Source organism: Altibacter sp. (assembly GCF_019913785.1).
In the GTDB taxonomy this organism is placed as follows: Bacteria; Bacteroidota; Bacteroidia; order Flavobacteriales; family Flavobacteriaceae; genus Altibacter.
Map to the genome: position 1 here is coordinate 31810 of NZ_JAIOHK010000034.1, position 22055 is coordinate 53864.

24 protein-coding genes are annotated in these 22055 nt (G+C 42.5%); 4 read left to right on the top strand and 20 right to left on the bottom strand.

Going from position 1 to position 22055, the window contains the following annotated elements:
- The 15 genes from K8F54_RS05405 to K8F54_RS05475 form a co-directional block, all read right to left on the bottom strand.
- Nucleotides 1-597: a transferase hexapeptide repeat family protein gene (locus K8F54_RS05405; protein ID WP_290788134.1), complete on the bottom strand. Its 597-nt coding sequence runs from the start codon at nt 595-597 to the stop codon at nt 1-3.
- Nucleotides 597-1349: an enoyl-CoA hydratase/isomerase family protein gene (locus K8F54_RS05410; protein WP_290788136.1), complete on the bottom strand. Its 753-nt coding sequence runs from the start codon at nt 1347-1349 to the stop codon at nt 597-599. The genes K8F54_RS05405 and K8F54_RS05410 overlap by 1 nt, the downstream gene beginning before the upstream one ends.
- A gap of 10 nt (nt 1350-1359) precedes the next feature.
- Nucleotides 1360-3870: a phenylacetic acid degradation bifunctional protein PaaZ gene (paaZ, locus tag K8F54_RS05415; protein ID WP_290788137.1), complete on the bottom strand. Its 2511-nt coding sequence runs from the start codon at nt 3868-3870 to the stop codon at nt 1360-1362.
- Between the two features lie 2 nt (nt 3871-3872).
- Nucleotides 3873-4475 carry a short chain dehydrogenase gene (locus K8F54_RS05420; RefSeq protein ID WP_290788139.1) on the bottom strand — a complete coding sequence of 201 codons (603 nt, stop codon included), beginning with the start codon at nt 4473-4475 and terminating at the stop codon, nt 3873-3875.
- A gap of 2 nt (nt 4476-4477) precedes the next feature.
- Nucleotides 4478-5689: a 3-oxoadipyl-CoA thiolase gene (gene pcaF / locus K8F54_RS05425; protein ID WP_290788142.1), complete on the bottom strand. Its 1212-nt coding sequence runs from the start codon at nt 5687-5689 to the stop codon at nt 4478-4480.
- Between the two features lie 69 nt (nt 5690-5758).
- The gene (locus K8F54_RS05430; protein WP_290788144.1) at nt 5759-6166 is read right to left on the bottom strand and encodes a hotdog fold thioesterase; all 408 of its coding nucleotides are present in this window, start codon (nt 6164-6166) and stop codon (nt 5759-5761) included.
- 40 nt (nt 6167-6206) lie between these two features.
- Nucleotides 6207-7370 (bottom strand): 3-hydroxyacyl-CoA dehydrogenase NAD-binding domain-containing protein, encoded by a 1164-nt coding sequence (locus tag K8F54_RS05435; protein WP_290788146.1) that lies wholly within the window; start codon nt 7368-7370, stop codon nt 6207-6209.
- Nucleotides 7371-8156 carry an enoyl-CoA hydratase-related protein gene (locus K8F54_RS05440; RefSeq protein WP_290788148.1) on the bottom strand — a complete coding sequence of 262 codons (786 nt, stop codon included), beginning with the start codon at nt 8154-8156 and terminating at the stop codon, nt 7371-7373.
- 57 nt (nt 8157-8213) lie between these two features.
- On the bottom strand, nt 8214-8579 hold the full coding sequence (locus tag K8F54_RS05445; RefSeq protein WP_290788151.1) for a VOC family protein: 366 nt from the start codon (nt 8577-8579) through the stop codon (nt 8214-8216).
- Nucleotides 8576-9079 (bottom strand): 1,2-phenylacetyl-CoA epoxidase subunit PaaD, encoded by a 504-nt coding sequence (gene paaD, locus K8F54_RS05450; RefSeq protein WP_290788154.1) that lies wholly within the window; start codon nt 9077-9079, stop codon nt 8576-8578. The genes K8F54_RS05445 and paaD overlap by 4 nt, the downstream gene beginning before the upstream one ends.
- A gap of 1 nt (nt 9080) precedes the next feature.
- Nucleotides 9081-9836: a 1,2-phenylacetyl-CoA epoxidase subunit PaaC gene (gene paaC, locus K8F54_RS05455; RefSeq protein ID WP_290788156.1), complete on the bottom strand. Its 756-nt coding sequence runs from the start codon at nt 9834-9836 to the stop codon at nt 9081-9083.
- A gap of 1 nt (nt 9837) precedes the next feature.
- The gene (gene paaB, locus K8F54_RS05460) at nt 9838-10122 is read right to left on the bottom strand and encodes a 1,2-phenylacetyl-CoA epoxidase subunit PaaB (protein WP_290788158.1); all 285 of its coding nucleotides are present in this window, start codon (nt 10120-10122) and stop codon (nt 9838-9840) included.
- A gap of 10 nt (nt 10123-10132) precedes the next feature.
- On the bottom strand, nt 10133-11089 hold the full coding sequence (gene paaA, locus K8F54_RS05465) for a 1,2-phenylacetyl-CoA epoxidase subunit PaaA (protein ID WP_290788161.1): 957 nt from the start codon (nt 11087-11089) through the stop codon (nt 10133-10135).
- 12 nt (nt 11090-11101) lie between these two features.
- Entirely contained in the window at nt 11102-12175 is a 1074-nt protein-coding gene (locus tag K8F54_RS05470; protein WP_290788164.1) for a 2Fe-2S iron-sulfur cluster-binding protein, read from the bottom strand.
- Between the two features lie 53 nt (nt 12176-12228).
- The gene (locus K8F54_RS05475) at nt 12229-12807 is read right to left on the bottom strand and encodes a TetR/AcrR family transcriptional regulator (protein WP_290788167.1); all 579 of its coding nucleotides are present in this window, start codon (nt 12805-12807) and stop codon (nt 12229-12231) included.
- A gap of 144 nt (nt 12808-12951) precedes the next feature.
- On the opposite strand from K8F54_RS05475, the gene K8F54_RS05480 reads away from it, so the two are divergent.
- Together K8F54_RS05480 and K8F54_RS05485 are read left to right on the top strand one after the other, a co-directional pair.
- Complete coding sequence (locus tag K8F54_RS05480) at nt 12952-14721, top strand: aromatic amino acid hydroxylase (protein WP_290788169.1); 1770 nt, start codon at nt 12952-12954, stop codon at nt 14719-14721.
- A 2-nt stretch (nt 14722-14723) separates the two neighbouring features.
- Nucleotides 14724-15029 (top strand): rhodanese-like domain-containing protein, encoded by a 306-nt coding sequence (locus tag K8F54_RS05485; protein ID WP_290788172.1) that lies wholly within the window; start codon nt 14724-14726, stop codon nt 15027-15029.
- On the opposite strand, the gene K8F54_RS05490 is transcribed toward K8F54_RS05485, so the two are convergent.
- From K8F54_RS05490 to K8F54_RS05505, 4 genes are all read right to left on the bottom strand, one after another.
- Nucleotides 15024-15638, bottom strand: a complete 615-nt coding sequence (locus tag K8F54_RS05490) for a DUF4230 domain-containing protein (RefSeq protein WP_290788174.1) — start codon at nt 15636-15638, stop codon at nt 15024-15026. The genes K8F54_RS05485 and K8F54_RS05490 overlap by 6 nt on opposite strands.
- Nucleotides 15639-15669: 31 nt before the next feature.
- Nucleotides 15670-18408 carry a carboxypeptidase regulatory-like domain-containing protein gene (locus K8F54_RS05495; protein ID WP_290788177.1) on the bottom strand — a complete coding sequence of 913 codons (2739 nt, stop codon included), beginning with the start codon at nt 18406-18408 and terminating at the stop codon, nt 15670-15672.
- A gap of 21 nt (nt 18409-18429) precedes the next feature.
- On the bottom strand, nt 18430-19308 hold the full coding sequence (locus K8F54_RS05500; protein ID WP_290788180.1) for a GLPGLI family protein: 879 nt from the start codon (nt 19306-19308) through the stop codon (nt 18430-18432).
- A gap of 99 nt (nt 19309-19407) precedes the next feature.
- Entirely contained in the window at nt 19408-20250 is an 843-nt protein-coding gene (locus K8F54_RS05505; protein ID WP_290788183.1) for a GLPGLI family protein, read from the bottom strand.
- Nucleotides 20251-20353: 103 nt separating this feature from the next.
- Here K8F54_RS05505 and K8F54_RS05510 point away from each other — a divergent pair, with 103 nt between their 5' ends.
- The gene (locus K8F54_RS05510) at nt 20354-21130 is read left to right on the top strand and encodes a hypothetical protein (protein WP_290788186.1); all 777 of its coding nucleotides are present in this window, start codon (nt 20354-20356) and stop codon (nt 21128-21130) included.
- 5 nt (nt 21131-21135) lie between these two features.
- A complete protein-coding gene (locus K8F54_RS05515; RefSeq protein ID WP_290788189.1) occupies nt 21136-21750 on the top strand; it encodes a deoxynucleoside kinase in 615 nt (204 codons plus the stop codon).
- A gap of 67 nt (nt 21751-21817) precedes the next feature.
- On the opposite strand, the gene K8F54_RS05520 is transcribed toward K8F54_RS05515, so the two are convergent.
- Nucleotides 21818-22055: hypothetical protein (locus tag K8F54_RS05520; protein ID WP_290788193.1), on the bottom strand; the 238-nt coding region annotated here is incomplete at its 5' end.

The following is a 22055-nucleotide window of genomic DNA, read 5'->3' on the forward strand; positions in this document are numbered from 1 at the left end:
CTATTTTCGCTTTAATTCTTGCAATGTTTTATAAAAATCTTCTTGTACCGGTCTATTCTTCGGAACCGATCGCAACGGAGTTACTTCTTTCAAACTCTCATGACAATCCTTCGGCAATTGCTGATACAATGTTGTACCTGCCGTTTTCCATTCGATCATTTCTTCTGAAACCTCCTTGATCACCTTTGCCGGATTTCCAACGATCAGTTTCCGCCTCGGAAAAATCGTTTCAGCCTTTACAAAACTCATGGCACCAACGATGCATTCGTCACCTATTTCGGCAGCATCCATGATCACGCTGTTCATCCCTATCAAGCAATTTCGACCCAGATTGGCACCATGAATCACCGCTCCATGTCCTATATGAGCACCTTCCTTCAATACAATCGATTTCCCCGGAAACATATGTACCGTACAATTTTCTTGAACATTGACGCCATCTTCCAATATAATTTCACCCCAATCCCCTCGAATAGCAGCTCCGGGGCCTATATAACAATTTCTCCCAATGATCACGTTTCCGGTAACAGCCGCCAAGGGATGCACAAAACTGGATTCGTGAACAACCGGTATATGTCCTTTAAAGGAGTAGATCATTATTTAAATCGTTTCAAGATTTCTTTGGTAAATTCTGAAAGCACCAACCTTCCGCTTATGGCAGCTCGTTCGGCCAACAAATGATCCCAGTCTTCAGTACCTGCCCACATTACTTTCTTCATCTCCTTCATCGCCTCCGGATTGTAGGTACAAAGATTTTCGGCAAATGCTTGCACCGCTTCGTCCAATGCCTCGGTCGAATCGTATACTTCGGCATACAAGCCTTTTTGACGCGCCCATTCGGCATCGTAAAAGGTGTCGGCATCAATAGCGATCTGCGACATTCCGGTAAGTCCTAATTTTCGTTCCACCGCAGGGCCCACCACAAAAGGGCCTATCCCCACATTCAATTCACTAAGCTTAATAGAAGCAAATTTGGATGCCATACAATAATCGGTTGCCGAAGCCACTCCTACGCCTCCTCCCACCGTCTTTCCTTGAATGCGACCAATGATAAATTTTGGGCATTTTCGCATGGCGTTGATCACATTGGCAAAACCACTGAAGAATACACGACCGGTTTCGGCATCATTGATATTAATCAATTCTTTAAAGCTAGCGCCTGCGCAAAAAGTGCGTTCACCCCCGCTTTTTAGTACGATTACCTTGACCTCATCATTGGTACCTGCCTGATTGATTTCATCGACCAATTTGGCAAGGATATCACCCGGAAGGCTATTGTGTGCCGGATGGAAGAACTCGATCGTTGAGATTCCGTTTTGTATGTCTTGTGTTACGTAGGGTTGGGTCATTTTTTATTTTTTATAGTAATCCAAACTGACTGAAATGATGGTTCAAATGTTTTCGTTCCAACAAATAACAATCAAACTTTCCTAAATTTCCGAACACGGCGTTTTTCGTTATGGCGTCCGGGTTTTCCTTATAAAACTGCAAGTATTCAGTTCTAGCTTCCAGCATCTTTTGTTTTGCTGTTTCCAGATTGGGATGCTTCAACTCGGTCATTTTGGCCTTCTCCGCCAAAGGGAAGTCATATTCCCGCGGCATAGGCTCATAATTGTATAAGGTCGCTTGAACTTTATCCAAATATTTTTCAGGAGTAGTAATTTCAAAATCCTGAATTTGTCCTGCCGAAATGCGATAGGTATATTCCAAATGCTCTACCATATGTTGCGCCGTCATGGTACCCCATTGTGGTTTTGACTTTTCAGTTAATTTTTGCAGACACGCCTCTATTTTTTCTGAAGTCATTTCGGTAAAAACCGTCTGCTTCTTCTGCACCATGGTCAAAATAGTAGCCACGGCCACCAAGTCGTCCTGATCGTCGGCAGGTTCGGCATCAAAGACTTCCACATACCATTTTACAATACCGCTGGGCAGTTCTTTTGCAACTGTATCCCGATCGATCTTTTGCTTACAGGTTAATCGCACATACAGGGTATCGTTGTGATAAATAGGACGCAGGAACCTACATTCCTCCAAACCGTAGTTGGCCGCTACCGGCCCCTTGTTCGGATAAACGAACAAACCTGCCGCAGCTGCAAGGATAAAATACCCATGGGCCGTACGCTTTTCGAATATACTTCCTTCCAGCGAAGTGATGTCTGTATGGGCATAGAAATGATCCCAAGTAAGGTTGGCAAAATTCACAATGTCGGCATCGGTAAAGGTGCGTTTATGTGTTTTAAGCGACATCCCGGGTTGAATATCCTCCCAATGATAGGCAAATGGATGTTTTTCCGCTTCAGCATAATCCGCCTTTGGCTGATAGATTCCGGTCACCTTGGTCAAGGTGGTGGGAGAGCCTTGAATAGCACAGCGTTGTAGATAATGTTTAACACCGCGTAGGCCGCCCATCTCCTCGCCGCCGCCGGCGCGTCCGGGTCCACCGTGCACTAGGGCAGGTAATGGCGAACCATGGCCGGTACTTTGCTTGGCGCTTTCTCGGTTTAATATAAGAATACGACCGTGATGCGAAGCCGCATTCACTGTATATTCTTTGGCAATTGTATTATCGTTGGTCACGATCGAACTCACCAAAGAGCCCTTCCCCATCTGCGCTAACTGAATCGCTTCTGAAAGATTTTTATACGGCATAATAGTGCTCACCGGACCAAAGGCTTCGGTGTCGTGGGCCGCACAATTATCGAAAGGATGGTCTGCCCGAAGTAAAATCGGACTCATAAAAGCTCCTTTTTTTGAATCGGCTCCAACCACATCCACCTTGTCTAGTTTTCCATAGACAATCTGAGCCGATTTGGCTATTTCTTTCACCCGATCACGAACTTCATCCACCTGATCCATACTCACCAAGGCTCCCATACGCACTTCTTTTAAGCGAGGGTCACCGATGGTGACTTTATCCAATGCATTTCCGAGCGCAATCTGCACATCTTCTACGAGTTTTTCCGGAACGATAATACGTCGTATAGCCGTACATTTTTGTCCGCCCTTTACGGTCATTTCGTTTCTCACTTCCTTGATAAATAAATCGAATTCGGGGGTTCCCGGAACGGCATCTTCACCAAGTACAGAAGCATTTAGCGAATCGGCCTCCATATTAAATGGAACCGATTCTTCTATAATTCTGGTATGTGTTTTCAGCATTCTTCCCGTAGTCGCAGAACCGGTAAACGTAACCACATCCTGCGATTCGACCGTATCCAAGATAGTTCTGGCTGAACCTGAAATAAGTTGTAGCGCTCCCTCCGGCAGTATTTTGGAGGCAATGATCTCACGTACTACAGCTTCGGTTAAAAAAGATGTATTGGTAGCAGGCTTTACAACCGCCGGCACACCTGCCATCCAGTTGACCGCACATTTTTCGAGCATACCCCAGACCGGAAAATTAAAGGCATTGATGTGAATGGCAACTCCTTTTTTGGGTACCATGATATGATGCGCCATAAACCGACCCCCACGAGAGAGGTCTATAGGATCCCCTTCGACGTGATAGGACTGATTTGGAAACAATTTCCGAAGGGATGCATTGGCAAATAAATTTCCGAAGCCTCCTTCAATATCGATCCAGCTATCAATACGAGTCGCCCCGGTACGATAGCTCAATTCGTAAAACTGCTCCTTCCGTTTTGTAAGGTATAAGGCCAATTTTTTTAGCATCAAACCCCTTTCCTGAAAGGTCATGTTGCGCAGGGCTTCTCCTTTGTCTCGACCGTATTGAAGAATTTCTCCAAAATCGAGTCCTTTGGTATCTGAAAGTGCAACGACCTCGCCTGTTACCGCATCGAGCATAGGTACACCTTCACCAGTACCTTCAAGCCATTGTCCTGTAACGTAATTTTGTAGTTTGTTCATAATTAAGCTCTTATTCTTATGATTTCTCCATTGATCCTTCCTTCCACACTTTTTACATAGCCATCCACCACTTTTCGCATGGCTACGGGCGTATTTCCGGGAAAGTAATCCTTATATTTTTCGTAGGCGTCTTCCACCAGATCGGCCGATACTACATTAATTCGAATACCATTTTCCAGTTCGAGGGCAACCGCCTTCACAAAACTCTGAATAGCGCCGTTCACCATCGCAGCGCTGGTCGTCATATCTACCGGCTCATCGGCCAGAATTCCCGTGGTAAGCGTAATCGACCCTCCCGAATTTAAATATTTTCTTCCTAAACGCACCAAATTCACCTGTCCCATCATCTTGCTCCGTATTCCAATATAGAAATCTTCTTCTGAAAGCTTGTCAAATTTATCCCATTTGGCATCGCCCGCAACATTCACAATGGCATCTATCTTGCCCACCTTCTGAAACATTGCGCTAATACTTTCCGAAGCAGCGATATCCACCGTAACATCACCCGAATTTCTTCCGGCTACAATCACTTCGTGCTTTTCAGATAAACGTTTGGTAATGGTTTTTCCAATGGTTCCGTTTCCTCCAATAATTAAGATCTTCATTTTTATAAATTCACGTTTTCAATTACCGCCGCATAGCCTTGTCCTACGCCCACACACATGGTGATTAGGGCATAGCGCTTGCCTGATTCTTTAAGTTCCAAGGCTGCCGAATACGCTGTCCTGGCACCTGTGACACCTAAGGGATGACCAATAGCGATTGCGCCTCCGTTCGGATTGATACGTGGATCATCGTCTTTTAATCCCCATTCGCGTATACAGGCCAATGCTTGCGAAGCAAAGGCTTCGTTCAGCTCAATTACATCCATGTCGGCCATAGTCAAACCTGCCTTCTTCAAGGCCTTGTTACTAGCCTCCACAGGTCCTATCCCCATGATTTTTGGCTCCACTCCTACTACAGCAGAAGAAACAATCTTCGCCAAAGGTTTCAGACCATATTTTTTCACGGCTTCTTCCGAGGCAATGATAGTGGCTGCTGCTCCGTCGTTTAATCCCGAACTATTCCCCGCAGTGACACTTCCATCCTTTTTAAAGGCAGGTCGTAATTTGGCCAATATCTCCTTCGTAGTCGTAGGTTTAATGAATTCATCGTCTTTAAAAATGATGGGATCCTTTTTTCGCTGCGGAATTTCCACAGGAACGATCTCCTTCGCCAAACGTCCGTTTTGTTGGGCTTTGGTGGCCTTCATCTGACTGTTATACGCGAAGGCATCCTGATCTTCACGAGTGATATTATGTTTTTCCACCAGATTCTCGGCCGTATTTCCCATACCGTCGGTGCCATATAGTTCGTGCATCTTCTGATTTACGAATCGCCAGCCAAAACTGGAATCGTACATTTTGGCATCGGTCCCGAAACCAGTAGAAGGTTTGGCAATTACATAAGGCCCTCTGGTCATGTTCTCTACACCTCCCGCAATAAACACATCGCCATCACCGGCTTTAATAGCCCTGTTGGCGTGAATGATTGCTGAAAGTCCGCTGCTGCACAGTCTATTGACTGTTTCACCGGGTACGGTGAAAGGCAGTCCTGCCAGCAGCAGCGACATACGCGCTACGTTTCTATTGTCTTCTCCCGCCTGATTAGCACATCCCATGATCACATCGTCATAGGCCTCTTTTGGAATGTTCGTGTTCCTTTTTGCAATTTCAGCAATAACCAAGGCACCCAAATCGTCTGTACGAACAGCACTTAGTGTTCCTTGATAGCTTCCAATGGGAGTTCGTACTCCGTCAATTATATATGCGTTTTTCAAAGTTTATATTTTAGGGTAAAAGTCTAAAGTCAGTTTCACTTTATCATTTTATATTTTTCGGTTTTATATTTACTCTGTCCAATCTTTTGTGGTTCGATATACAACTCCTTTAAAAAGAGCCACAAGTTCTTCACCTCGTTTTACTTCCACTATATTAAATCCCACCTTGGTGCGTTGTTCATCTAAGGTTGCTTCAGCGGTTATATAATCTCCCGCATCTAAGGCTGAAATATGATTAATAGAGGTTTCAATAGAAACAGCGTATTTACCGTGGGTGTTTGCGGTAAAACCAAAGGCAGTATCGGCCAAAGAATAACTAATTCCTCCATGCGCCTTATTCATACTATTCAACATTTCGGGCCGTACGGTCATCCCTACTTTACACCTGCCTACTTCACATTCCAAAATCTCAATGCCAAGCCACTGACTGTACGCATCTAGAGATAGCATTTTATATGGGATTTTAGCTCCTTCCATTTTAAGACCCTTCGACTCAGCTCAGGGTTCATTCTTATATTTAATTGAAAAACTTTTCCTTTTTACTTTTCATCTTTCTAAGCAATGGTGAACATCGATATCGGTCTTCATGATATTCATCATACAATGTATCCATTGTTGCAACACACCAATCGATACCCTTTTCGTCTGCCCAAGCCAACAATCCTTTCGGGTAATTTACCCCTTTGGTCATCGCATTGTCGATATCTTCGGCCGAAGCAATATTCCAAAACAAGGCATCGGCTGCTTCGTTGATGAGCATTACAAGCAACCGTTCAAAAATTTGCTTCCCTAATGCATCATTCTCTTTTGCAACCGAGTTTGTAGCGTCTTCAGCATAATTATAATATCCCTTTCCGCTTTTTCTTCCTAAATACCCTGCTTCGGCAAAACGTTTTTGGGTAAAGGAAGGCTTATATCTCGGATCAAAATAAAAAGCTCCAAAGACTGTTTCGGTCACCGTATAATTTACATCATTTCCAATAAAATCCATCAATTCGAAAGGGCCCATTTTAAATCCGCCTTTGGACTTTATAGCCCAATCGATGGTAGCAAAATTTGCGATGCCTTCCTCATAAATGCGAAGTGCTTCTCCGTAGAATGGACGCGCCACGCGATTGACAATAAAACCGGGGGTGTCTTTGGCAATGGCCACCACTTTTCCCCAATCCTTTATGGTTTTTACTGAAGTTTCTAATGTTGTTTCTGAAGTCTGTATCGCCGGAATCACTTCTACTAATTGCATCAACGGCGCCGGATTGAAGAAGTGTATCCCAACACAGCGTTCCGGTTTTTGCAAAGAAGAAGCGATGGATGCTATCGATAAAGAGGAAGTGTTGGATGCAATGATACATTCCTTTGAAACGTAGCTTTCCAATTCTTGAAACACCTTCTTTTTTATATCCAGATTCTCCACGATGGCTTCAATGGTCAAATTGGAATCTGCCAAATCCTTCAAGGTACTCACATACCGAATGTTCGTTTGAATCCGATTTTTTTCGTCTGTATCAATTCGTCCTTTTTCAACCAACCGACTCAAAATTTTCTCCAAGCTCAATTTGGCCTTATCCAGAGCGTCTTTTTGGGTGTCAAATATTTTTACCACACAACCGGCAGTCGCTGCCACCTGTGCAATACCGCTTCCCATGGTTCCCGCTCCAATTATTCCAACTTTTTCAATCATTTACTTTCCTTTAAAATTGGGTTTTCTCTTTTCAACAAAGGCAGCCACTCCTTCGGTATAATCGTCACTTTGCGCAGCTTCAATTTGTAATTTGGATTCCATTTCCAATTGCGATTGCAAATTGTTGGTCATGGATTGGTTAAGCAATCGCTTCGTCATCCCCAAGGCTTTGGTTGGCATTTGTGCTAAAGTTTCGGCTAAAACAGTTACTTCAGCATTAAAATCTTCAGCAGCGTATACTTTATAAATCATTCCTAGCTTTTCGGCCTCTTCAGCAGAAACTTTATCGCCCAGCATCATTAAGGCCGATGCTTTCTGAAAACCAATTAACCTAGGTAAAAAGAACGTTCCGGCACTATCCGGTATCAAGCCTATCTTACTAAATGCCTGAATAAAGCTCGCATTTTCTGAAGCGACCACCACATCACAGGCCAGGGCTATATTCGCACCTGCACCGGCTGCCACACCATTAACGGCGGCAATAATTGGTTTTTCTATAGTTCGAATCCGTTGGATAATGGGATTGTAATGTTCCTCCAGAATTTTTTTGAATCCCGGGTTGAGTTCGGGAGTGGTGACTTCTTTCAGATCCTGACCTGCACAAAAAGCTCTTCCGCTTCCGGTGATGACAACAGCTCGAATTGCAGCATCTGCTTCACAATGGTCTAATTGCTTTTGAAGACGCAACGCCATCTCACGGTTAAAACTATTAAACACCTCCGGTCTGTTGAGCGTTATCCACGCCGTATTATTTTCAATTTTAAGTTCAATTGAATTTTCGCTCATACCTGTTATTTTGACTTCCTCGCGCATCTTCGAATTTTATTCCGAAGGCAAGCGAGCTTATTTAATTTTAAAATAGGGGTTATAAATCAACCCTACTACATTATTCCACGGATCTTTGACCGAAGCTACCATGAGTTCCCCACCCACATTTTTTGGTGCTTCGTGTTGTGTAGCACCTAATTTGATGAGGCGTTTGTATTCTTTTTTAATATCATCCACACCCCAATACGACAATACATTTTCCCCTCTGGGAATCGATGCCCCCTCTTCCGGCATTAAACCCAATTCGTATCCTTTTATTGAAAAACCTACATAAAAGAGTTCATCAAAATAGGGATCAACCTCAAACGCCTTGGTGTACCATTTCTTTGCTTCGGAAAGACTTGGTACAATGTATATGGTAGTTCGTAAACCCAACATCATTTCAAACATTTAAAATAGTCGAACGGTTCCTGGCAATCATCACACTTAAAAAGCGCCTTGCATGCTGTCGATCCAAACTGACTTACCAAATGTGTGTTTGTACTTCCGCAATTGGTACACTTGACCAATTTGGCATTTCCTAAAAGGACCGCTTTATCTGCCGATTCCTCCAGAGGTGCTGCAATACCGTAGGCTTCCATCTTTCGCTTCCCGGCTTCACTCATCCAATCGGTCGACCAAGCGGGAGATAGAATCAATGTTACTTCGGCTTTCATGCCGTTTTTGGCGAAGGCAGCTTTGAGATCGTCTCCTATCACGTCCATGGCAGGGCAACCCGAATAGGTGGGTGTTAATTTTATGGATACGAGTCCGTTTTCTTCTACCGCTTCTCGAATAACCCCTAAATCCAGAACCGTTAGTACAGGAATTTCGGGATCCGCCACTGTTTCCAGTATTGGAATCAAAGCTATATCAATATTCGGTTCGAGTAGACTTGTCATATTACCAGGTCATATTTGGGAAGGTTCTCTGCATATACTGCAGCTCGGCCAGAATATAGCCCATATGCTCTGTATGCAGTCCTTCTTTTCCTCCCTTAGTAAAATACTTATTCTCGGGCGTTTGCAAGGTGGCTTCCTCCAGTACTTCGGAAACTTTCTTATAATAGTCTTCTTTTAATTTGGACACATCTACGCCAATTCCTACTTCTACCATTGCCTTATCTGCTTCGGTCAACTGAAAGAATTCATCCGTAAAGCGCCAAAGGTCATTAATTGCTTCCTGAATTTTAGCATTGCTTTCCGCTGTCCCGTCCCCCAGTCTTTTGATCCAATCTGAAGAAAAGCGTTTGTGATAACTCACCTCCTTAATTCCTTTATTGGCAATGGCCACCAGCGTTTCATCTTTACTATGCTGAAGCTTTTCCATCAACATAAAGTGAAACATATCAAATAGAAATTGTCGCACCATCACATACCCAAAATGCGTATTGGGTTGTTCCACCAATAATACATTTCTGTACTCCCGTTCCAATCGTAAAAAGGCAATATCATCTTCAGATTTGTCTTGACCTGTCAGTTTCCCTGCATATTGGTAATAGCTTCTCGCCTGTCCAATTAGGTCCAGATTGATATTTGTCATGGCAATATCGGTCTCCAAATTAGGGCCATGGCCACATAATTCGCCAAGCCTCTGACCAAGAATTAAGGAGTTATCGGCTATACCAAGAATATAGTTATATAGATTTTCGTTCTTCATATTACATATGTTTCACTTCGTCCGGCAGATCGTAAAACGTAGGGTGTCGATATATCTTGTCCTGTGCCGGCTCGAACAATTCTCCATTATCGGCAGGATTTGAAGCAGTGATATATTTGCTCTCCACGACCCAAATACTCACGCCTTCGTTTCGGCGTGTATAAACATCGCGAGCATTTTCCAATGCCATGTCGGCATCGGCGGCATGAAGACTTCCAAAATGCCGGTGTTCGAGTCCGTTTTTACTTCTAACGAATACTTCCCATAAGGGCCAATTCTTTTTCATATCTCCTTATTTAACTTGCTTTCGCTACTTTTTTATTTTCTTGTTTTTCGGCATACGCCATGGCGGCATCGCGCACCCATGCTCCATTCTCCCATGCGCTCACCCGAGCATTCATACGCTCTTTATTACAGGGTCCATGCCCTTTTACTACCTGCCAGAATTCGTCCCAGTCGATTGCGCCAAAATCGTAATGACCGGTTTTCTCATTGAATTTTAAATCGGGATCCGGGATGGTCAAGCCTAGCAAATCTGCCTGCGGAACCGTTTGATCGATAAACTGCTGCCGCAATTCGTCGTTTGTTTTTCGTTTGAGCTTCCACTTCATGGATTGTTCGGTATGAACCGAAGCCGCATCGGTGGGTCCTAACATCATCAAACTCGGCCACCACCATCGGTTTAAGGCATCCTGAGCCATCGCTTTCTGTTCGGGAGTGCCCTTGCATAAGGTGAGCATTATTTCATATCCCTGTCGTTGGTGAAAGCTTTCCTCCTTACACACACGTACCATGGCTCTTGCATAGGGACCAAAAGATGTATTACAAAGTGGGACTTGGTTGATAATAGCAGCGCCATCAACCAACCAGCCAATGGCACCCATATCGGCCCAAGTGACTGTTGGGTAATTAAAAATGGACGAATATTTTGCCTTTCCGGAATGTAGTTGTTCGTATAATTCGTCTCGAGAAATTCCCAAGGTTTCACAAGCCGAGTACAGATACAAACCGTGTCCGGCCTCATCCTGAACTTTTGCCAACAAAGCCGCCTTTCGTCTCAGCGATGGGGCTCTGGTAATCCAGTTTCCTTCGGGCAGCATACCCACTACTTCCGAGTGAGCGTGCTGGGAAATCTGACGAATATGTGTTTGACGATACTTTTCAGGCATCCAGTCTTTGGGCTCTATCTTTTCATCTCTGGCAATTCGTGCTTCGAAGATCGCTTCCAGATTTTTTATTTCTTTTTCGCTCATAATGTCACTTTTTTAAACATCAAAATCCACTTTTACCTTTTCTGAAGTAGGCACCGATTGGCAGCTCAACACAAAATTCTGTGCTACTTCTTTTTCTTCTAATGCGTAATTTATTTTCATCTCAACCGAACCCTCAACAACCTGACATTTACAGGTGCTACACACCCCGCCTTTACAGGCAAAGGGTAAATCGGCTCCGGCTCCAAGGGCAGCGTCGAGTATATTGTCATAGTCTTTGGTCATGGTGAATTGGAATTCCTTGCCTCCATCCACGATTGTAATTTCAACGCCTTCCACATTCTGCTGTGCCAATCGTTCGGCACGTGCCTTATCTTCTTCCGAAAGGCCTGTAACAAACAATTCGAAGTGAACCAACTCCTTGGGCAATCCCGCCTCAACCAGATACGTACTTACAAACTGCACCATATCTTCGGGGCCACATAGAAATACCTCACTGGTATCCGGTATGTCGATAAAGGTCTTGGTAAGCACCTTCATTTTTTCGTCATCGAAACGCCCGTTGAACAACTCGATATCGCGTCGTTCCTTGGTGAGGAAATAATAGATTTCCAACCTTCCGAAGTAGGTGTTGCGAAGTTGCTCCAATTCTTCCTTAAAGATAATTGATTTTGCTGTTTTATTCACATAAAACAACTTACAAGTTGCACCGGGTTCCAAAGCCAAATGTGTCTTGATCATGGAAAGTATGGGGGTAATGCCGCTCCCGGCCGCGAAAAACAAATAATTTTTTGCCTTTTCGGATTTTGATGCAACTCCGAAAGTACCACTTGGCGCCATCACCTCGATAAGATCTCCGGCTTTTAAGGATGCGTTGACATAGCTTGAAAACTTACCTTCCGGAATCTGTTTTACGGCAACCCGCCATTCGTTGTCTAAGGGACTAGAACACAGGCTGTACGAACGTCTTGTGTCTTCGCCATCGATATCGGCCTTGAGCGTTAGGTGTTGCCCTTGACGGAATTTAAATTCGGAAGTGAGATTGCTAGGCACATCTAAGGTTACCACCGAACAATCGTCGGTTTCCTTATAGATGTCCTTTACTTTTAAGGTGTGAAACTTCGCCACTTTTTTTTAAAATTTGATTGACAAAACTAACGTTTGTTAGCTAGAATTGCAAGTTAATGTTTGTTAACAATTCCGTTGAGGAATACGGCTACCATGTCCTTTTTTAGCACATTTACATCCAGCTTTCCACGCTTCTGATACCATACGTACAAGGTTCGCAACGTAGAGAGAATAGAAAACAAAATAACCTCGGGATGACGTGCATGAATTTCTCCCGAATCAATGCCCTGTTTAATAATAGTTCTGAAATTTTCCTCGTAATCGGTACGCATCTTGACAAAGGCTTTCAAATGGTCATTTTCAAGGTGCATCCAATCGTTGTTTAGGGCGGCAAGGCCCTCGGAATAATTCACGGTGATGTCGATGTGCATCTCGATGATGGTTTGTATTTTTTCCAGGGGTGAACTGACATCAGAAATCACGGCATTCATTCCTCGGGTAAACTCATTGGCTACTTCCAAAATTAGAGTCGCGAGTATTTCTTGTTTGCTACTAATATGATTGTACAAAGAAGCTGCTTTCATCCCCATGGCTTCAGCTATGTCGCGCATGGTCACGGCATTGTACCCCTTTTCCTTAAAAAGGTGTGATGCCGTACTGATAATTTCTTCTTTTCGGGAAAGTGCTTTCATGCTACTGCAAGATAATCATTCTGTTCAGATTCTGCGTTAGGGATTGTAGCGAACTACCGCGTAGTGCGAAAAGCCCGACCCACTGTTTTTGTCAGAAACAAAAACGGTGGGGAACGCCCAAAAATTGATTATTTTTGAACTCTTATGGAATTGCAGATTGAAACCAATGAATTGCTGGATAGGTTACCGCCGCATTTACAGCAATACATAAAACCACAGAATTACGAGCAGTACACACCTGTCAATCAGGCGGTGTGGCGCTATGTGATGCGAAAGAATGTGGATTATTTGAGCAAGGTGGCGCATGAAAGTTATGTGGAAGGACTTCGGAAGACGGGTATCTCCATAGATACCATTCCTTCTATGTATGGTATGAATCGCATACTGAAGGAAATTGGCTGGGCGGCCGTTGCCGTGGACGGCTTTATTCCGCCGAATGCCTTTATGGAGTTTCAAGCTTACAAAGTATTGGTCATTGCGAGTGATATCCGGCAGTTAGAAAATATAGAGTACACCCCGGCACCCGATATCATTCACGAAGGTGCGGGGCATGCTCCTATTATCGCTAGCCCGGATTATGCCGAATACTTACGTCGTTTTGGGGAAATAGGTGCTAAAGCCATCTCTAGTGCGCACGATATCGAAATGTATGAGGCGGTGAGAGAATTGTCTATATTGAAGGAAGCTGAGGGCATCTCCCAAGCTTTGATAGACGCAGCTGAGGCACGTGTATTGGAGCTCCAGAAAAAGAAAGTGGCACCTTCAGAAATATCATTGATACGAAATTTGCATTGGTGGACCGTGGAATATGGGATGGTAGGTACATTAGCCAATCCAAAAATATACGGTGCCGGATTACTTTCTTCCATTGGTGAAAGCGCCTGGTGTATGAAAGATGCGGTAAAAAAAATCCCCTATTCCATTGAGGCTGCCTATCGGGATTTTGACATTACCAAGCCGCAACCTCAGCTCTATGTTACACCCGACTTTGCCTATTTACAGGAGGTGTTGGAGGAATTTGCCAATACGATGGCCGTTCGGAAAGGCGGCTGGCGTGGTTTAAAAAAATTGATCGAATCAAAACAATTAGGCACTATCGAATTGAGTACCGGTTTGCAAGTGAGTGGCCAGTTCACACGAATGATACAGAATGAGGACAACGAAGTGGTTTATTTTGAAACCGAAGGTGAAACCGCGCTGTCCTATCGTGAAAAGGAGGTGATTGGGCATGGTGTTAGCAGACATTCCAATGGTTTCCGATCGCCCTTGGGAAAATTAAAAGGCATTAATTTAGCGATCGAGAACATGGGGCCACGCGATCTACAGGCCTATAATTTCTATGACGGCAAACCCATTGCATTCGAATTTGAAAGTGGTATTACTGTTGAAGGATTGAACGTAACCGGGATGCGGAATTTGGGTGGCAAATTGATGTTAATCCAATTCACCGATTGTACGGTTCGATATAAGGATGAGCTGCTTTTTAGTCGGGAGATGGGCGATTTTGATATGGCGGTTGGAAAGGAGATCGTTTCGGCCTTTGCAGGAGCGGCCGATTATCTTTCTTTTGATCTGGCACCTCATATACGCAGTACGGAAACCATTCGCAAAGCACTTTCAGCAAAGGAATCGGCATTGAATTCGATGTATCAAAAGGTGAGAGAAATACGCGCAGGAAATCCCACGCTTGAACGCACTAACAAAGAGCGTGATCAATTAGAAGAAATCGCAAATACGCTGCGACTTAACCACGCTGAGGATTGGCTATTGGCTTTGGAGATATACGAATTGACAACTTCAGAAGCAATTTTACAGCATCTTACAAATTTAAAAATACAAAGGCCGAAAGTTTCACATTTGATTGACGACGGATTGGCTTTAATAGAGAAACAGGTTAAATTTCAAACACGGTAATTATGGGAATATTCAGTGCACTCTTCGGAAATAAAAACAAGAAAATTACAGACATGGTATCCAGAGGTGCCATCATTGTAGATGTACGCTCAAAAGGCGAATACAATGGGGGTGCTATTCCGGGTTCAAAGAATATTCCACTGCCTTCAATCTCCTCGAAAATTTCGGAAATTAAAAAATGGGACAAGCCGGTGATACTGTGTTGTGCCAGTGGTATTCGAAGCGGAAGTGCCTCGGGAATTTTAAAGCGCAATGGTATTGAGGCAATGAATGGAGGGGGCTGGTTTAGCCTGAGTAAGAAGTTATAACTCGATATTTTTCAAATCGTCTTCTGCCGAAATGACCTCCTCATGATACTGCAAGATCCAGCCCATGGAATTGGTAAGTATATAGATTTTTTGCAATTCGGAAATAAGCCTGTTCTGTGCATTTGACACTAGCTCCGATGCTTCAATCTCTGCCTTGAGTTTGGTGTCGATTTGGGTTTTTATTTTGTTGTAATCGGAAGCTTCGAACGGGTTAAAATAGTCCTGTTGAATATCGTAGTACTGTATATTCGGATTGATGGACAATTCGGGTTCTGGTATATGTGTAATTGTAACTGTTTTGTTCGCCTCGTCGACCGTCGTTTTAATCTCGCTTAGATCGTACGAAATACTTGCCTTGGCGTTTACAACGATCAAGGCCTTCTTATTGGAAGAGAACAAGCCCGCATATAGCGATTTGGAATCTTCATAGGTAAAGACTTTGGCGTAATTACCTTCGGTAACGATTAGTTTTCCAACATTTTCAAGCTGTTTTTGAATTAACGCGGTATTTGCCTGCAATCTTTCACGTTCCTCTTTATTGTGCTCACAATAGCGCAATCCGAAGACGATAAAAACCGCGATCACTATTCCGAAGACTATATTACGCATAGGGTGAAGTTTTCAGAAAGATACTAAAAAACTACAAATCGTATTTTACTATAAACATGACGATTCGCGGTAACACCAGATATTGGCTGGTTGTGTTGTATTGTTCATTAAAGCTATCGGTATCGATAAAACCGGTATCTAGGATATTGGAAGCTTGTATTTGAAATTCCCAAGGGCTATCTCCTTTTTGATAATACAGATTCGCATTTACAAAGGAATATTTGTTTTCAACCGTCTTGGCTTCGTCATTATATACGTAATAATCCCACTCGGCCGTGAGGTTGAAATCCTTTAGAAATCGCATATCCAAATTCGCATAGGGTCTGTGCGTAAAAAATGTTTGTTGCAACCCACCGTTGTCATAGTCGTTCAAACTTAAACGATAGCCGACTTCAAAATTGGGCCATTTTCTGAAATTACTTCGCACACTGCCTCGATATGCCTGGGTTAGGCTCTGACTTTCGCGAATTTCATCGTTGACAATATTGTTCGATTTATTCAAACTTACATTTGCATTTAGACCAAACTGAAGCTTTTTGATCGTTTTGCTGAAGCGGGCAAAGGCCGAAAAGGTCTCATCGGGAAAATTGCTGTCGCTATTGAACAGCGAGCTCACCTGACTAATCCCCTGAATGGCCGTATTCCTTTTGAAACCGTTCAATCGACGCGAGTAATTCAACGAGCCACTTATATTGGTATAGTTGAACATATTAAAGCTGAAATAGGTCAAATTATAGGTATGCGAAAGTGCATTCTCTAAAAAGCGATTTCCACGGAAGAGATTGTTGTAATTATTAAACACATACGATTGGGCATAATCATTAACATCGGTGTATTCTGAAGAAATAGCATAGTTAAACCGAAGGTTTTCACTTTTCTTCAATTCCAAAATAACATTGAGATCGGGCAGCAGCATCCAATCATTCTGAGAACTAGACAATCCCAACTGATCATTCTTTACATTATAATTGTGCAAGCTAAGTCCTGGGGTAAAAATGAATTTCCCAACCTTCGCCTTGTAATGCAAGCCAAAAAATACATCGGTAAAATTGAATTCCACATCGTTATTGAAATCGGTTTCCGAAAAAATATTCTCGCTTCCGTTGTCGAGAATTTGAAAGATGCCCGATTTAAATTTCTGACTGCTTAAGGTACTTCCCAAGGTGAGATTTATATTGCTTTTATTATTGATGACGTAATAATAATCCACCTTGGCATCCAGTTTGCCGGTCCTTACGTTTTTATCCTGATTTATGTTATATCTAGATGCTTCCGTCAATGGGTCAAAGATTTCAGATCCGGGGTTTTGCGGATCAAATTGTGTAAAGATCCCACGAAACGGTATCGAATCCTGAATGGCTCGGTAAAACGGGTCCTCGTCCTGATACAAATGTTGCACTTGAGCGGCAAAGATGTTATTGTCGTTTAGGGTAAAGTAAATATTGGCGTTCTGATTGATAGAATAGGGTTTGTTTTCTATGGTTTCGGAAATATTGTTGGATTTGTCTTCAACAATGGATATCGTACTATCATCTTCTGATTGGTCCGAGGTTTTTAAAAGGGCATCGTAGTCTAATTGAAAGCTGGAATTGGGCTTATAGGTGCTGCTCAATTTTAACATACCTAATTTGCTTCGCTGATCGTTTATGGTATTGGTGTTTTCAGTAGCTCCCGAAACAATATACTGGCGAATTGAATTGGTCACCATATTGGTGGTGTTGTCCGAGAGAATTGCAAATCCGCTGAGGTCCAATTTAGAAGTTGCGGCCCAGCTAAAGTTGCCGGCCAAAAATTTTGTATCTATTTCGTTGGCGCGATTGTTTTGCGCTACGGCAAAGCCCAGATCACTTTCACTTATATTAAAATTGGTACCGCCTCCCCGATTGAAGTTTCGGAATCCACCGGTAAAATTAAAATAATCCCGGAAGGTAAATGGCACTTCGCCAATATTGTTGAAATCGGTGATTAGATTTATACTGTACTTCGGACTGTAATAGAAGAGTTTGGGATGGACCAGATATTTGCCTTCATCGTCTGCAATTCCGGCACCGGCAGTCACCTCTCCAAACCAAAAGTTCTTTTTTCCCTCTTTAAGTTTTATATTAATGGCTATGTTGTCCTGATCGTTCCCCAAACCGCGCATCTGATCTACTTCATTGTAATTTCGAAGTACTTCTACCTTGTCCACCGCATCGGCGGGAATATTTTTGGTAGCCAATTTCGAATCGCCATCAAAAAAGTCCTTTCCTTCAACCATGACCTTGCTTACTGCCTTGCCTTCCACCTCGATCTCACCTTCGTCGTTCACTTCAACCCCCGGGAGTTTTTTCATAACATCCCCTAATTTTCGTTCATCGCCGGTGGTAAACGAATCGGCATTATACACAATGGTATCGCCTTTGACGGTAACGGGCATTTCATAAACAAGTTCAACACCGTCCAATTGATTGGCTAGTTCGTTCAGTATAAAGTCAAGTTGGATATTTTCTGAATTCTCAGCAACAGCAACGGTTTGTTCTTTGGTATCGTAGCCTAAAAAACTAGCTTTTAAGAGATAGGTGGCATTAAAAGGAAGGTCTAATTGGTAGCGGCCTTCAGAATTGGTAATACCGTAGGATTCGATTTCACCGCTGGACTGAACCGTTGCAATCACATTGGCAAATTCTAAGGGTTGGCCGATACTGTCTTTTATAAATCCCCGTACTTTCACGCTCTGTGCAGAAACGGATACGGTAAAAAGCAGCAGGACTGCCCAAATCAATTTTGTCATAGTTGGTTTTTCTGAAATAATTTATCCGCCGAAACGCATGCCTCCTCTTCTTCCTCCACCTCTAAAATTCTCGCGCATTTCATCGGTTTTATCCTTTACTATCTTATTGAATTCTTCGCGAGTTACTTCTTTTCCTTTTTTCAAAGGTTGAATCGCTTCCGCCTCCTTCGGATTCATCACTATTTTAGAACAAAGGATCGTAGTACGATCTACGTTTAATTCAAGGATTAAACCCGGTAGTCCGGCATATTCACCCGGCCCGTTCGATACCGGAATTTGAGGTGTAAACCATGCGGTCACTAGCACCTCCTTTGGCACTTCAATCTCATCGAAAGGATCATCGGTTTTCGCAGTATCTTTTACTGTTTCAGCTTCCTTCTTTTCGGTGTCGCGATCTCTATTTCTTCGACGCGCCATGCTCATATCGTTGGGATCAATGGTTTTGATCGCTGTGGCTCTGAAAGCCACATACTGACCAATTTGTTTGGATTCTTTTTCGAGTTTCCAATCTAATTTGGTAAGCGTATCATTAATAAGAAATTGTTTTCCGAAGAATTCACGCTCTTCCAACAGCAGGTTCTGTGCTATATTCTTATACTGCGGCCCTGCGGTAAAACTTCCCATCATCATTCGAAATCCTCCTGCTCCTGCTCCCGTCTCAAGCTTTTCATCTTCCTTGTAAATAGACTCGTTCTTATTAAAAGTAAGTATATACGTCTTCTCGAGCATACTCTTCATTCGTTCGGCGATCTGCTTCTTCATGTCCTCGCTCATTTCACGATTTCCGAAGTTATCCATATCTACCGTGGTCTTCGATTCATAAAATGCTTGTCCGCTAAAGTTTTGTGCAAAAGTTAGAAATGGAATAATGGTAAATAATAGTAGGCTTATACGTTTCATTAGGATTGTTTTAGGTATAGTAAGTCACAAAATAAGTGTTTTGTTACAATATCTTTTGACTATTCTCAAGAAAGATGGTTTAACCGATTGTCGAGTTATTTATCCCCCAATTCGTATTTCCACATTATTGCCATCCCCTCTACGATTATTCTTGAAACGCTCATCCATCTCCTTCATCTTTTTTTCCATGATTTCATCGAACTCGGCTTGACTCACTTTCTTGCCCTTGGAAGGAGCGGTAACATTTACATCATTTTTTGGGTTGAGTACTATTTTACTACACAGGATCGTTTCTCTTCCATCACTCACTTCCAGAATGAGACCCGGAAGTCCTCCGTATTCACTTGGACCGTGTTTCACCGGAATTTGTGGGGTGTACCATGCGGTTAGGGTGATTTCTTCCTCTTGAGGCTCTTCTAATACCCCCTCTTCATCCCCTGAACTTTCTATCACTCTCATCACAGGTACCATTCGCTTAGCAATTGCTTTAAAACAGGTGTATTCGCCTATATTTTTTGTTTCTTTTTCCAATTGCCAATCTAAGTTTTCCAAAGCATCTTCGATTAAGAATTGCTTTCCGAAGAGATCATTTTGATTTACAAACTTGTTTTCCTTGGTGTTTTTATATAAGATATCGCTTCCACCGGCTGTTGCCACTACAAACTCCATTCCTCCGGTTGAAACACTTGGTTTGTCCAAATTTTCAACTTCTTTGTAAATGGATTCATCTTTAGTAAAATCGAGTGTATATTCTTTTTCGAAATTTTTTTTCAGCATAGCGAGTACTTGAGCACGCATCTCGTCGTTCATCTGGGTACTGTCCAATTCAATGTCCACCTTACGTTGTGATTTGTAGGTGGCTATTCCTTTAACTTCCTGAGCTTGACTCTGAAAAATAAAAAAGGAAGATAATAGGAAGGGAAGGAAGTATTTTCGTTTCATACCTAATATAATTTTGATTTTGTAAAAAGACGACAAAATTGTTTGTGTATTACAAAATACAAACTTCTATTTATTTGAAGTCATTTCGTACCTTGTACTTCGTATGAGGGCCTTTTATTTTTTATTTTTCTGTATTGCGCAAACATCCTTCGGACAGGATCTGAAACCTGTCGAATCGATACCGTTGAAGGCCGATGTGTTTATTGGTGTGGACAGTTATAACAATAAATACTTTATAAAAACCAATGTGCTGCACAAACAAGGTTCTGAAGGGAGCTTTGTGTTTAACGACTATCAATTGGGCAGGATCTCATCGGTTGATATTATTAATCCGCTAAAAATTGTATTGTTTTACGAAGATGTGAACACTGTTGTTTTTGTTGATAACAAACTAACCGAAATTGAACGCATCAACTTTAACAATTTACCCGATTTTGTAAATATAAGTACGGCTACCAATGCCGGCAATAACAAGCTTTGGATCTTTAATGTCGATACAAATCAGTTGGAATTATACGATTACCGAAGTCAACGTCGAACCACCGTTTCTCAACCCTTTGCCGGAAAATTAGTGTCGCAGGCAAGTAATTTCAATTACTGTTTTGTTCTTACCGAACGAAAATTGCGAACTTTCAATGTCTACGGAAGTTTACTTGCTGAAGTCGATGCAATGGGTTTCGAAAAAATAGTTCAGCAGAATGAAAATGTGATCGCCTTAAAAGCAAATGAATTATTTTATTTTTCTGAAAATTCCTTTAAACCCATAAAAATTCCGATCTCCGAAAACACACCAAAAGACTTGCAGCTTACGCAAGATTTACTGTATATTTATGACGGGATTAATATTCTCACATATAGACTAACACAACCTAAGCAGTAAGATTTATGCACGTTGCGATTGCAGGAAACATTGGATCCGGAAAAACCACTTTAACTCGTTTACTGTCAAAACACTATAAATGGAAAGCACATTTTGAAGATGTGGAAGACAACCCCTATTTGGACGATTTTTACAATCAGATGGAGCGTTGGTCTTTTAATCTTCAGGTGTATTTCTTAAACAGTCGTTTTAGACAAATACTGGATATACGCGAAAGCGGAAAGGATATTATTCAGGATCGCACTATTTATGAGGACGCCTATATTTTTGCACCCAACCTACATGCAATGGGTCTGATGACCAATCGCGACTTTGAAAATTATCGTTCGCTCTTCGATCTTATGGAAAGTGTGACCGAAGGCCCCGATTTATTGATATACTTGCGGAGTTCCATTCCCAATTTGGTGAATCAAATTCACAAACGGGGTCGTGAATATGAAAATTCTATCAGTATTGATTACCTAAGCAGACTCAACGAACGCTACGAAGCCTGGATTCATGAATACGATAAAGGGAATTTAATTATCCTCGATGTGGACAACCTCAACTTTGTAGACGAGCCCGAACATTTGGGTCAGGTGATCACAAAGATCGATGCCGAACTGCACGGGTTGTTCTAAAATCAAAATAATGACAAAACAAAAGCCCGAACAATCGTCCGGGCTTTTTAATATTTAACTATGTGGTTTAGTTTTTCTTCTCCACTTCCTCTACCACTTCTTTAATCACTTTTTTACCCTTTATGGTGACGCCGGCCTCCTTCAAGGCATCCAATTGGGCCTGAACTTCAGCTTCGGTACCCGTTAAGGTCTTTGTTTCGGTGGTGGTCTCACCATCTTTAGTAGTAGCAATGATAACATGGGCGGTCGTGACATCTCCATCCACCGACATTTCCACCTTTACTTCTTTTGACACTTCAGCAGCA